This is a genomic window from Caballeronia temeraria, assembly GCF_001544795.2.
GTDB lineage: Bacteria > Pseudomonadota > Gammaproteobacteria > Burkholderiales > Burkholderiaceae > Caballeronia > Caballeronia temeraria.
In genome coordinates this window covers 97,677-110,789 of record NZ_FCOI02000023.1, presented here as the reverse complement: position 1 = coordinate 110,789, position 13,113 = coordinate 97,677, and the positions used below count along the sequence as shown (strand labels likewise).

8 protein-coding genes and 1 pseudogene are annotated in these 13,113 nt (G+C 60.2%); 8 read left to right on the top strand and 1 reads right to left on the bottom strand.

The window, feature by feature from the left end:
- Positions 1-77, top strand: a pseudogene (gene sdhB / locus AWB76_RS41170) (succinate dehydrogenase iron-sulfur subunit); the annotation flags it as partial.
- Positions 78-140: 63 nt separating this feature from the next.
- Here sdhB and AWB76_RS27300 read toward each other — a convergent pair.
- The gene (locus AWB76_RS27300) at positions 141-1,481 is read right to left on the bottom strand and encodes a capsule polysaccharide biogenesis protein (RefSeq protein WP_061163243.1); all 1,341 of its coding nucleotides are present in this window, start codon (positions 1,479-1,481) and stop codon (positions 141-143) included.
- A 596-nt stretch (positions 1,482-2,077) separates the two neighbouring features.
- On the opposite strand from AWB76_RS27300, the gene AWB76_RS27295 reads away from it, so the two are divergent.
- From AWB76_RS27295 to AWB76_RS27265, 7 genes are all read left to right on the top strand, one after another.
- The gene (locus AWB76_RS27295; RefSeq protein WP_244173463.1) at positions 2,078-2,806 is read left to right on the top strand and encodes an ABC transporter permease; all 729 of its coding nucleotides are present in this window, start codon (positions 2,078-2,080) and stop codon (positions 2,804-2,806) included.
- The gene (locus tag AWB76_RS27290; protein WP_061163241.1) at positions 2,803-3,468 is read left to right on the top strand and encodes an ABC transporter ATP-binding protein; all 666 of its coding nucleotides are present in this window, start codon (positions 2,803-2,805) and stop codon (positions 3,466-3,468) included. The genes AWB76_RS27295 and AWB76_RS27290 overlap by 4 nt, the downstream gene beginning before the upstream one ends.
- A 20-nt stretch (positions 3,469-3,488) precedes the next feature.
- The gene (locus tag AWB76_RS27285) at positions 3,489-4,619 is read left to right on the top strand and encodes a KpsE/RkpR family capsule polysaccharide export protein (protein WP_244173462.1); all 1,131 of its coding nucleotides are present in this window, start codon (positions 3,489-3,491) and stop codon (positions 4,617-4,619) included.
- Positions 4,620-4,623: 4 nt separating this feature from the next.
- Complete coding sequence (locus tag AWB76_RS27280) at positions 4,624-6,450, top strand: polysaccharide biosynthesis/export family protein (RefSeq protein WP_082864545.1); 1,827 nt, start codon at positions 4,624-4,626, stop codon at positions 6,448-6,450.
- A gap of 67 nt (positions 6,451-6,517) precedes the next feature.
- Positions 6,518-7,525 (top strand): phosphodiester glycosidase family protein, encoded by a 1,008-nt coding sequence (locus AWB76_RS27275; RefSeq protein ID WP_061163239.1) that lies wholly within the window; start codon positions 6,518-6,520, stop codon positions 7,523-7,525.
- A complete protein-coding gene (locus AWB76_RS27270; RefSeq protein ID WP_061163238.1) occupies positions 7,522-8,535 on the top strand; it encodes a galactosyltransferase-related protein in 1,014 nt (337 codons plus the stop codon). Before AWB76_RS27275 ends, AWB76_RS27270 begins: the two co-directional genes overlap by 4 nt.
- 82 nt (positions 8,536-8,617) lie before the next feature.
- Positions 8,618-13,099, top strand: a complete 4,482-nt coding sequence (locus AWB76_RS27265) for a CDP-glycerol glycerophosphotransferase family protein (protein ID WP_061163237.1) — start codon at positions 8,618-8,620, stop codon at positions 13,097-13,099.
- Positions 13,100-13,113: the final 14 nt, after the last annotated feature.

Sequence of the window (13,113 nt, the reverse complement as noted above, 5' to 3'; positions counted from 1 at the left end):
ACGTGTGCCCGAAGGGGCTCAACCCGACCAAGGCGATCGGCAAGATCAAGGAATTGATGGTGCGCCGGGCGGTTTGATAGACGCTTGGGATTGAGAAATGGCGCAGCCTTGGACGAGGCTGCGCCATTTTTTTGCCTGAGTTAATTCAGCGTCTGGAGCAAGCGCGCGAACCATCCTGTGAATACCTTCGTTACGGCGAAGGCACCTCCCGAATCGAAGACGGCCAATGCGGCGGCGGACCCTGCGAGCTTCGTGACGACTCGCATCGTTCTTCGAAGAATCCCCGACGGTATGAGATCGTCCGCAACGTAGAACGAAGCGTTGATCTGTGTCGTGTGCATCATGTAGCGGTAGAAGCGCGTGAAGCTGGATCGATTCGGTTCGACTGGCGCCTGCCAGAACTTGTCGGGATCGGATTCATGCACGAGCGCGGGCCGGGCATAGAATGCTGTTCCTGTGACACAAAGTGGCGTCCCGTGATAGAGCGCCTGCAGGCCCGCGGTCGAATTGACAGTGACGACGCCCTTACTGCGTTTGAGAAGAGACGGCACGTGACCGCCATGAATATAGAGTACGCGTTTCGTGACGTTTTCATCCGCCGCGATTGCTTGAATCAGCGGCGCGTAGTCTGCATGTCCGCGCTCAAGCGGATGGTGCTTGAACACGAGCACGTCCGTCGATGTCGCATGTTGCGCAAAGGAGCGGATAGTTGCTTCGATGAATTCGCGATTGCCAGTCCAGTTGCTCGCATGGACGATCTGAGCATCCGTGTTGATCTGAAGCGGAACGAGAAAAAAGTCTGGGCCGTAGGCATCCAGTAGCGAGCCAATCGTGCGCTTTTCGACGAAATGCTGCTTTGTCTTGAGATAAGCAGACCGGACCCAAAGCAAGGTGTCGCGCGGCCGGAATGGCTTGTGATGTTCGTAGTGGGGATACTGTTTTCGCGCAAGCGTGCCAAACGCGAAGTAGGTGAGCGAATAAAGCGCCATTCGGCTGAAGGCGAAACGGAACCGCTCGGGCCGTGCGATCTGCGGATAAGCCGGGAGCTTTTCAGGATCCACATCGACGAGAGCGGACGCGTCGTTCACGCCGCCTTCCTCGAGCGTGATCCACCACGGGCGAGCATAGCCCTCTTCGAACACGAAGACTTTCACTCCCAACTGACGTGCAATGCCGATGGCCGTCTGATGGATCGAACGCCATTGACCGAACAGAACAAGGGCTTTGATCGATCGCTCGAACATCAGATCACGGACGAAAGTCGACCATTCTTCGCGAGTGCCACGATAGTGGATCGCGGACTTGTCCCTATAGAAGAACGAGTCGCCACCGTTGAAGTTGACTTTTGTGACCTTTGCGCCGAGCGAAGTGAGGCGCAGCGCGAGCCGCCGAAAGAAAGGGCCGTTGGGGCCTTGGAGCAGAAGGAGATTCTCGTAACGGCTCAGTTGATCAAGCCTTTGATATCGCGCGTGGCTATTCATGAACTGAGGTTGCTTTGACCTTTATTCGCGCCGGTATGAACGCGTGGTGATACGGCCGCGTGAGGCGTCATTCGTACGTCGGCGCCTGCCTTCATTCGGTTTCTCATTTGCCTCAATGACTGCGCGGGACGGTAGCTATGCCGAACACCTACGAGCCGCGCGCTGAATGCGGTCGAATGTTAAATCTTTACTGGAAGAATTGTAGGAAGTGTTGCAAAAAAGCAATCTTGACCGAAAAGTATCAATTTTTTAAACGAATGCTTATCGGGTTGATATATAGTTCGGCCGACTTCTGAAGGTTTCATCAACTTGTAACGGAAATGTGTTTCCGAAACTAAGCGAGTGCTCGCGCATTCGCTTCATTCGGTGATCGGTAACCCAAGTGCAGCACGCAAATGACGTATCCTGCGGCCTTTCGCCGCTCGACATCCCGATAAGCGTTTCAACGTCGAAAGCTTCGTGCCGTACGTCTCCGGCCGACCGTGCTCTGTCGCAGGCCGTCACGTTCGAAACCAAACGCAATGTCTGACGGTACGCGGTCCCAATCGCCGCGCTCCTCCTTGAGTGTGACGCGGTCTGTGCTATACGCGCTCGTCTTGCGCGAAGCTGTCACGCGCATTTCCCTGGAACGCGGGGCATGGATATGGCTCTTGCTGGAGCCGGGCGAGCACGTGGTTTTTCTGATGCTGTGGCATGGTCTCATTCAGCATCACCTGATTCCTGGCATCAACGCGCCGCTGTTTATCGGCGTCGGAGTATTGTCGTTTTTCATGATGCGCAGTGTCGCCACGCGCGGCATGGACGCAATCTCGGCAAACATGGCGCTGTTTTCGTATCGGCAGATCAAGGCGATCGATACGGTATTGGCCCGCGCGTTCCTTGAGGGGTTTCTCTATCTTCTCATCTGCGTTTTGCTGATCGCGGGGTGTGGACTCTTCGGCGTCGACATTTCGATGAAAGATCCGCTGAGAGTGCTCTTCGGGTTCTTCATGTTGTGGTCGCTCGGTCTCGGACTCGCCTTGACCTTCTCGGCCTGCGCGAAGCTTGTTCCGGAAGTCGGACAGATCGTCAAGATGTCCTTCGGTCCGATCTACTACATGTCGGCAACGCTCTATCCGTCGTCGTGGATTCCTGCTTCCGTTCGTCCGCTGTTCTTTATGAACCCGATCGTGAGCGGCGTCGAAATGATTCGAGCTGGATTCTTTGAGGCCTATCACGAGCCGGATCTCGTGAGTCCGGCCTATCTTGGAATCTGTTCGCTCGTGCTCGTGGTCTCGGGTCTGTTTCTGCATGCGCGGTTCGGCCGAAAGTTGGTGGAACGATGATCGTCGTCAAAGATCTGGTGAAGCGATATCGGAGCCATCACGGTAGCGAAGTCGTGCTCGACGGCGTCAACCTCGAGATTCCGCGCCACGCGAAGCTCGCAGTCATTGGACGAAACGGCGCGGGCAAGACGACCCTGCTCAATCTTCTTGGCGGCATGGACCGACCGACGCGCGGGACGATCAGGCGGACTTGTCGGGTGTCATGGCCGCTCGGGCTTTCCGGCGGCTTCCAGGGTTCATTGTCGGGCACTCAGAACGCAAAGTTCATTGCGCGGCTTCATGGTGTGCCAGAGAGTCAGTTGCCGGAGAAGCTCGCGTTCGTACGCGAGTTCTCGGAACTGGGAGCGGGTATCGAAAAGCCGGTAAAGGCGATGTCCTCCGGCATGCGGTCCCGCCTGGCGTTCGCTGTGTCGCTTGCATTCGACTTCGATCTGTATCTCGTCGACGAGCTTACGTCGGTGGGCGACGCGGCGTTCCGTAAGAAGTCGCGCGACGCATTCCGCGATCTTGCATCGCGCGCGGGTCTCGTGATGGTTTCGCACGACGAGTCCACGCTCAGAAATTTCTGTGACAGCGCCATCTGGGTTAACCAAGGCCAGGTGCATTGGTTCGAGGACCTCGACGAAGCCCTCGCCCGCTATAAAGAAAGTATCGTTCAATGAAGCTTTACCCTTCCAATGCCTTGCTGCGCGCGGTGCAGACCTTTCCACGCGCCACCGCGCGGGTGCGCGCCTGGCGGCGCCACTGGCTGAAACTGCTCGTTCTGGTCGCTATCCTTGGTGCGTCGGTGTACTGGGGATTGATCGCCTCAGATCGCTATGTAGCGGAGATGCACGTCGTCGTGGAACGCACGGACTCGGTTGCGCGAGGGCCGTCGGGCGACCTGCTTTCCGTCATATCGGGATCAAGTGAATCGCGAGACCTGCTCCTTTTCAAGGACCGACTGCTGTCGATCGACATGATGCGGCGGCTGGACAAAAAGCTTCATCTGCGTGAGCACTTCAGCGACTCTCGACATGACGTGCTCTCGCGCCTGTGGGACCGCGACGCACCTGATGAACGCTTCTACCAGTACTACCTGTCGCGCGTGACGGCGACGTACGATGACTACAGTCAACTGCTCGTCGTGCGAGCGCAGGGCTATACCCCGCAAATGGCGCAGGCGCTCGCCCAGGCGCTCGTCAGCGAGGGTGAGGCCGATATGAACGGTGAGGACAATCAACTGGCGGGAGAGCAGGTGTCGTTCATCGAAAAGCAACTGGTGACGATTCGCGACCGCATGATGGCTGCGCGTCAGAAGCTGCTTGAATTCCAGAACCGCAATGGGCTCGTATCGCCGACGGCGACGGTCCAGAGCGTGTCGGAAGTCGTGGCGCGTCTTGAAGCCGAGCGCGCCGACCTCACCGCGAAGAAGCATGCAATGGAGGGTTACCTCACGGCCAACGCGCCGGACATGATCGAGATCGACGCACAGGTTGCCGCGATACAGCGGCAGATTGCAACTGAGCAGGGACGCCTGGCATCGCGTAAGGGCGATCCGCTCAATGCGCTCGTGGAGCAGCAGGAGCGACTTCAGGCCGAGGCCGTCTTCATGGAGGACGTCTACAAGACAGCGCTCGTCTCGCTCGAAAAAGCGCGCGTCGAGGCGACCCGCAAGATCAAGAGCGTCTCGATTCTTCAGTCGGCCAATTTGCCGCAGCAATCGCTCGAGCCGCGGCGGTTGTACAACGTCATTGTGTTCGCGATGGTGTCAATACTGATCGCGGGTGTCATCTTTTTGCTCGGCGCGATCATTCGCGACCATCGGGATTGAAGTCATGTTTCGTGTCATTGCAGTAGGTGTGTTGTCGTCGGTTGCGGTCAGCGCGTTTGCCGCGCGTAGCGATTCGCTGGCCGGGACCAATGTCGCCCTGCAGTCCGTCTACGGGCAAAGCGCGTCGGCCGCGACGGCATCGAGTCCTGCCGACGGTTTTAGCCGCGGCATCGGTAACGCGGCACCGAACACGATGACGGATGGGCCGATCGGCGGCCCGAATGCAGCGATGAACGTCCGGCCGCTTTTCGACGATCCGCGCGCCACATCGGGCGATCCCGCTTTGCCGGATAACGCGACCCCCGTTCTGACGCTGACGCAGCGCCAGGATTACGCGGCCAACGCCGCCAGCGATGTGTTCGGCGCGCAACTTTTCACCGGCGCGTTTTCGCGCGGCAAGTCGGTTACCTTCAACGGCGATTACGCCATCTCCGTAGGAGACCGTATCCGGCTGCGCATGTGGGGCGGCTATGACTTCGACGCCGTGCTGACGGTCGATTCTCAAGGTTCGATTTTTCTGCCGCACGCGGGTCCCCTTCGCGTCGTGGGCGTGTCCAACCGCGACTTGCAGGCAGCCGTCACTAGCGCGCTGCGCCGCGTGTTCAGCAGTCGCGTTTCCATCTACGTCGATCTTCAGGCCGCGCAACCGGTACGCGTGTATGTGGCTGGTTTCGTGCGACATCCGGGCATGTACGACGGGACGTCGAGCGACACGCTGTTGCGCTATCTCGACCAGGCGGGCGGCATCGATCCGGATCGCGGCTCTTTCCTCGATGTGCAAGTCAAGCGCGGAAGTCTCGTGCGAGGCACGTTCAATCTGTATGACTTCCTTTTGCGCGGCGATCTCGGCGCGCCACCGCTCGCCGACGGCGACGTGATCTTCGTCGGGCCGCGTCATAGCACCGTCAGCGTGACGGGGCTTGCATCGAGCGCGCGCCGTTTCGAATTCGCCGGAGTCTCGACTACGCTCGCGCAGATCGCGTCGGCTGCCAAGCCGGATGCAGCCGCGACGCACGTGCGTGTGACGCGCAACGCCGGCACGATGGTCAACGTCGACTACTTTCCGCTCGCCGATGGCGCTTCCGTTTCGCTGCACAACGGCGACCAGATCGAATTCACGGCGGACAAGCAACCCGGCACGATCACTGTGCGAGTCGAGGGCGAGCATCGCGGACAGCAGGAGTACGTGTTGCCCTATGGCACACGCCTGGGCGCGCTGTTGTCGCAAGTGCAGATGACCGAAAGATCCGCTTCGGATGATGTGCAGCTCTTTCGCATGAGCGTCAAGCAGCGCCAGAAGCAGTTGCTCGATTCTGAACTTCAGCATCTCGAAGCGGCTGTATTGACCGCGCGCTCGGGCACCGAGGAAGAGGCGCGCTTGCGCAAGGACGAAGCGGCGCTCGCGCTGCAATGGGTCGATCGCGCCCGCACGATTCAACCGACCGGACAAACCGTGATCGGCAAGGGAGATGTGCGCGACGCCTTGCTGCTGGAAAACGGCGATGTGCTGCGAGTCCCGGCGAAGGATGGTCTCGTGCTAGTGGGCGGCGAGGTCCTGTTCCCAAATACCATCGCGGCCAACGATCGCTATTCGGTGGACGACTACATCGCGCAGGCCGGCGGCTTCTCGCAGGATGCGGATGGCTCTCGCGTGATCGTCGCTCATCTCGACGGCACATTCACGGACGCGCGCCGCGACAAGACGATCAAGCCGGGTGACCAGATCATGGTCTTGCCGAAGGTCGACTTCAAGACGCGTCAGTTCGTGAAGGACATTGCACAAATCGTTTATCAGATTGCCATCAGCGCGAAGGTGGCACTCGGACTGTAGGCGCGTGAATCAGGCGGTCGACACGGCAAGTATGCGAGATATATCCGGCAACGAACGGGAAAACAGGATGCAAGGGGCAAAGTGGATCGCGGCGGCGTGCTGTGCAGTACTGCCCGCGCTGGCAAGTGCGGGCGGACTCGGCCTCGGTACGCTCGAAGGCACTTATGACAGCGGCGAGGGCGCGATGCCGGTCAAAGGCTATGTCGCCGTCGTCGAGATGGCGGCTGACGTCAGGCCAGTCGCGACCGAGCCGGATAGCGCGAATTGCGATGCACGCGCTCCGCTTCATCGCGAGACGACGCTGGCGTGGCAAGCCAAGGCGCGTGCGCCGCTCGCGATCAATGCCGGATACTTCTGGATGCCGCCGCACGATGTTCCCGAGTGCCAGCTTGCGGCGTATCCATATAAAGCCTATGCCTTTCAAGGCAGCCTGCCACCATTGACGGGCCATGCCCCGGCCGTGCTCGCGCTCAGGAGAAACGGCGCGCCGGCAATCGGGTACGCGAATCACGTGGATGCGAGCCGCTTCGATGTAATCGTTTCCGGCGACTGGATTCGCGGAAATGACGGAGCAGTCGTGCATCGGGAGTTGCTCGTCGATGATGCTCATATGAACTCGACGCTCGATCTCGATCCGCGCACGGCGGTGGGTGTTCAGCACGACACGGGACGCCTGGTGATCTTGATGGTCGAAGGACGAAGAGGCGATTCGAAAGGTCTTTCGCTCAACGGCGTTGCGAGCGTGATGCGCGCGTGCGGTGTGACTGACGCCATCAATCTCGACGGCGGCGGTTCCGCGACCTTCAGCTATGTTCCGGCGCTCGATCCGGTTGCCGTCGAAGCGCTCAAGCCGATTCCGCTCGACCAGGTCTGCAACGCGGAGGCATTGAGCGCAGGTCCGCTGTCGCTTGCGATCAAGCAACATCCGCTCGATGCGCCTTTGCGCTCGCGCGCGCCCGGCGGCAGGGAAGTATCGGAGAGCGGACCGGACAAAGGCTACCGCCGCGTGCTCACGAACCTGGGCTTCAGCTTCGGAGAATCCGCAGCGCGTGAATCGGCGGAGCAGGCCCAGTGATCACTGCTCTCGTTCCCGTCGATCTCGCGCGCCGGCCCGTGAATCTGCTGAGACGCGTCGCCCGGCTGTTGAATCGCGCACAGGCTCAGGGGCTTCAGGTCGTCATCGGACACAATAACCGCGGCGGACTTTGCGATCGAATCCTGAAGCGGCTTTGTGCGCATCACGGAGCATCGCTGATAAGCGGCGCGTTTTATGGCGGTGAAGTGAATACGGCGCGGCTGCGCAACGAAGCCATCGAACACGTTAAGACGCCGCTCACGCTGCTGCTCGATGCAGACGTGTACATCGACCGCGATGTTCTCGCGAGCGTCGGCGCGTCCGTTCTCGCAAACGAAAGGCCGTTCCAGGTACTGCCTTGCCTGTATCTGTCGCGCCGTGGCTCGGCCGATCTAGTCCGCCGTCGGGTGTTGCCGGAAAGCCTGTTGAACGACTATTTGCGATTTCGCCGCGCGCCGTTTCTGCACATGGCGATTCCAAGTTCAGTAACGGTTTTCCGCACGGAGGATTACCGCCGCGCGGGCGGGTTCGACAGCAGCTTCAGCGGTCACGGATATGAAGACCTCGACTTCCTGATTCGTCTTGGGTGGCTTCATGACGCCATTCCTCGTTCGAAGGAAATGCTGATCGATGCGCCGGTGCGTGCTCCGCTTCTCGCCTCCGGTTTCCGAGGCCAACTCGCACGGCTCGCGTTGCCTTCGCTCCTGCGTGGGCAGGTGGCATTTCATCTCTGGCATTCAACGCGCCGGGACATCTACTACGAGGCGCGCACGCGCAACGCGAGCCGGTTCCGGCAGAAGCTCGCTGATCAGCTGCCACCGGCGGCAGCATCGGCGAGCGCGCCGGCGCCCTCGTTCGATCTTTCGCTGATTGGCGCGTGGTCAGACATGTGCCGACGCAACAATATCGACGTGAACCGATATTCGGTGCTGTTCGACAACCGTCCAGGCCATGCCGACAGGCTCGATACCCCGATGCGCCGACTGAAGTTCCTGCTCGGCAGCTATTGAAGCCGCGAATTTTTTGATGGCCGGCGCGGATATCTTTCGGCTGGCGACAGCCTGCGCCGCTTCACCACATCACGAGTCGTACATGAGTACTTTCGCAAAGAAGTTTCGCAAGTTGCGCCGCGATCCGGGCAAATTCATCGATGATTTCATCGCAAATCGCAAGCGCCAGTTTGCTTCACTGCGACGCAAACCCGAGACCTCCCTGGTCGCCGGGTCGGTGAAAAGTGCGCGGCGATTTTCGGTGGTGAGCGCCGTGTATAACGTCGCGCCGTATCTCGATGAGTATTTCCGTAGTGTGATTGCGCAAACGCTCGACTTTCGGAGCTGCATCGAACTCGTGATGGTCGACGATGGCTCTCCGGACGACTCGGCCCGCATTATCAGAAAGTGGCAGCGAAAGTATCCAGACAACATCAGGTACGTGCGCAAGGAGAACGGCGGCCAGGCATCGGCACGCAATCTCGGGATCGAACAGGCGACCGGAAGCTGGATCACGTTTATCGATCCGGACGACTTCGTTTCTCCCAATTACTTCGAGCAAGTCGATAAGGAAATTGGTGCGGCAAAGCGGCCGCCGGCGATGGTGTCGTGCAATTTCATTTTCTACTTTGTGCAAGGCAAGCGGATCTCCGACACGCATCCGCTCAAGTACCGGTTCGCGAAGGGCACGCAAGCCGTGGATTTCTGGAAATCTACCGCTCACATTCAACTATCCGCGCCGACGGCATTTTTCGACGCGGAAGTGATCGCCCGCCACGGAATCAGATTTGACGAGCGCATCAAGCCGAATTTCGAGGACGCCCACTTCGTCAACAGTTACCTGTTGCACGCGGAAGGAAGGCAGTCGATATTCTGTCAAGATGCCAAATACTATTACCGCAAGCGCTCCGATGGCACCTCCACGCTCGATACCGCGTGGGAAAAGGAGGGCCTTTACACGGACGTACTGGAGCATGGCGTTCTTGCGCTTATGCGTGCCTGGTACGAGCGAACTGGTGGCGTGCCGTCCTTCGTACAACGTGTGGCGCTCTATCACCTGATCTGGTATTTCAAGCGCCTCGTCAACAACGACAATCAACTGGCGTTCCTCTCCGACGAGCAAAGAGCGCGATTCGTCGCATTGCTGCACGAAATCTTCGCGCTGATCGACACGACGACAATCGACAAGTTCGAACTCGCCGGTATCTGGTTCATGCAGCGGGTCGGCATGATGGCGATGTTCAAGGGTGATCGCCCGAAGTATCAGATCGTCTATGTCGACGGCATAGACTTCGACCGTCGACTCATCAAGCTGAAGTATTTCGTTGGGGCGCAGGGCTTCGAATCGTTCAGGTTCGACGGCGCTGAAGTCGCGCCGGTATTTGCGACCTCGCGCAGCCACACGTTCGTCGGCGCTCCGTTTGTGCAGGAACGCATTGTCTGGCTGCCGCTTCGGCAATACGCAAACCTGACGGTCATGCTCGAGTGCGAGGATGTTCGTCTGTCACTCAAGGGCAAGCAGTACAAATCGCTGCCGGTTGCGGAAATTCGCGCGCACTTCGAGGCCGCACGGCGCAACGCGCCTGAAAGCCGTGACCTGACTGTCCGGCTCGTCTGTTGGCTCGCGCGGCTCCCGGCAGTGCAGGAAAAGTATCGTGACGCGTGGACGCTGATGGATCGCGATGTGCAGGCCGACGATAACGCGGAACACTTGTATCGGTATCTTCGAAAGTCGCGGCCTGAGATCAATGCGTTTTTCCTTCTGGCACGTTCATCGCATGACTGGAAGCGGCTCAAGCGCGAAGGGTTCCGCCTCGTCGCGTTCGGAGGACTGCGGCATAAGCTTCTGATGCTGAACTGCGTGCATCTCGTCTCGTCGCATATCGATCGATATGTTGTGAATGCAGTCCCGGTCGAAGTGTTCGGCGCGCGACTCAAACATCGGCTGACCTTCCTTCAACATGGCGTGATCAAGGATGATCTGTCTGACTGGCTCAATACAAAGGAGATCGACTGCTTTGTGACGTCGGCGCCGCGCGAGTTCGACTCGATCGCGGATGCAGGAACGCGCTATAAATTTTCGGCTCGGGAAGTGGTGTTGACCGGGCTTCCCCGTCATGATCGGCTCGTCGATGCGAATTCCCAGCAGAAGGTTTTGCTCGTCATGCCGACGTGGCGCAAGTCCTTGATGGGCAGTACCGTTCCCGGGACATTTCGGCGGGAACTGAATCGGGATTTCGTGGAGAGCGCTTATTTCAAGGAATGGAACGGTCTGCTTGGCAGCGACGCGCTTTCTGACCTGGCGCGTCGCCACGGATACCGCATCGTGTTCTATCCCCATGCGAACGTGCAGCCGTACGGTCGCTTGTTCGATCTGCCGGACAACGTCCAGCTATTGGCGCATGCGGACGGCAGCATTCAAGATGTCTTCCGTTCAGCCGCGGTGATGATCACGGACTATTCGTCGGTTGCCTTCGAGTTCGGGCTCATGCAGCGGCCGGTCGTGTATTTTCAGTTTGATCGCTCGGAAGTGTTCGGGGGCGGCCACATCTATCAGAAGGGCTATTTCGACTACGACGCCGACGGTTTCGGTCCGGTATGCGCCGAACGCGCCGAGGTCCTTGATGCCGTATCCGCCGTGCTCGCAGGCGGCGGCCGGATGTCCCCCGACTATCACGCTCGCGCCGAAGCTTTCCTGCCGCTGCGCGACGGCCGCAATTGCGAACGCACCTACGAGGCGATCGCGGCACTCGACAGGCCGGCCGTCGCATCGCCGCTCACGGCAAAGCAGGCACTCGAAGGGCTCGAGCGAGCGGTCGCGGCGCAAAAGTGGAGCGTCGCCGTCGAGCGGGCCGCATCCATCGAAGCGATGAGCGGGCTCACCTCCAAGGAACGCACGCAGGCCGCATTGCGCGGCTCGCAAGCATGGCGCGAGCTCGGAGATGCGCACGCAGCACGAGCTGTACTCGATGCAGCGGACGTGCGGCCGCAGTCCAGCCTTGCGGCCGCGATCGAGTTTGCGGAACTCGCCTCGATGCTCGCCGACTGGGACGAAGCCGCCGAACGCTGGGATCAGGCCGTCACGCTTCTTTCGGACCCGCATGGCGCGGGTGACGCAAACGCGTCCGTCCACGCACGGCACCAACTGATTCGCGCGCTTCTGCATGCGAAGCGCGACGTTGACGCGCTGACGCATGCCGCGCAACTCCTCGATTTCCCGTTGGCGTATCACTTCGCGCTGCCCGAGTTCGCCAACATGAGCCGCACCGCGTTCGAGATGAACGATTCCGTGCTCGCCCGGCGTTTTGCGCTCGCGGTGCTCGACCCGATGCATCCCGACGTCGATGCCGAAAGCATCGGAATTGCGAGGGCGACGCTCGCGTCGCTTGCCGAGCAGCAAGGCGATGCCATCAAGGCGCGAGGCATGTGGATGCGTGCACTGCGCGCAGCCCCGCTTCACGAAGCCAGCGCAGCCGCATTCGATGCGCTCGCCGACGCGCAAGAAGAGTGGAGCGCTGCTCACTGGACGAGCGCGCGCGAAGCATCGTCGATGTTCGTCGATTTCCTGGGAGACACGCATGCGAACGAATCGTCCCATGAACTCGACGTTGCGCTGACGCTTTGCGCGATGCATCGTGCGCTTGGCGAGATCGATACTGCGAACCACATTCTCTACATCGCTCAAGCGACGTATGCGAACGACGTTTTCGTTCATCTCGAAGCGGCTGAACTGGCGCTCGCTGCCGGCGACTGCGTGAGCGCGGAAAGCGAATTCGCGAAGGCTTACGCGACACCTTGTGGTTCGCGACTTGGCCGCGTCGCCAGGGGGCTCGTTATCGCAAGGCAAGCGCTCGGCAAGCTGGAAGGTCTCGACGAACTCGCTTCGGCGGTCGCCGCAAACCGGCCGGCCGATCTCGGGGCGGCACGGGCGTTCGCGTCCATCGCATCTGCCGAATGCCGCTGGAATGAGGCGTGCGACCGCTGGCGCAAGGTGCTCGCATTGGTATCGCCGGACGAAGCGACGCCGCGCAACGAGACTTCGATGAAGCTGGCCGCGGCATTGCGCGCCTCTGGGCAACTCGATGAGGCGCAGAGCGTGCTGTCGGCCGCGCTCGAGAAAGCACCCGGCGAAATCACAATGATGCGCGCCTTGGGCGAACTCGCGACGGAGCGGGAAGATTGGACGGTCGCGGCGACAATTTGGAGCAACGTGGAGCGCATGGCGGGATCGTCGCCTGAACGTCGCCACGCCTCCCGGATGCTCGCGCTCGCTCTCTGGTGGTCGGGCGATGAGGCGCGCGCGCGCGAACGCCTGTGGCGAGAAGTCGAAGCGAGCGCCTTTACTGCACTTGCCGCGGACGACGTTGCACTTGCAGCGCGTCAGATGTCGGGCGTGGCGCTTGGCTTACGCGGCGGCGCGTCGATACATGAAGCAGGCGAAACGCGTTCGGAAGACACCGTCAGCCGTTCGTCCGCGTCGGTTGCGCTATTGTTCGACGAACATGGCGATGATCGGCTCCCCGACGCCATGCCGACCGCGCCGCGCTCCGGCTCGGCGGTCGTCGACGTCGGCAGCCATCCCTGATCGACGCATAAAGT

Bases quoted from the DNA above. Each gene is read 5' to 3' on its own strand.
- AWB76_RS27265 (WP_061163237.1), top strand. From the start codon at position 8,618: ATGAGTACTTTCGCAAAGAAGTTTCGCAAGTTGCGCCGCGATCCGGGC.
- AWB76_RS27280 (WP_082864545.1), top strand. From the start codon at position 4,624: ATGTTTCGTGTCATTGCAGTAGGTGTGTTGTCGTCGGTTGCGGTCAGC.
- AWB76_RS27300 (WP_061163243.1), bottom strand. From the start codon at position 1,481: ATGAATAGCCACGCGCGATATCAAAGGCTTGATCAACTGAGCCGTTAC.
- AWB76_RS27275 (WP_061163239.1), top strand. From the start codon at position 6,518: ATGCAAGGGGCAAAGTGGATCGCGGCGGCGTGCTGTGCAGTACTGCCC.
- AWB76_RS27290 (WP_061163241.1), top strand. From the start codon at position 2,803: ATGATCGTCGTCAAAGATCTGGTGAAGCGATATCGGAGCCATCACGGT.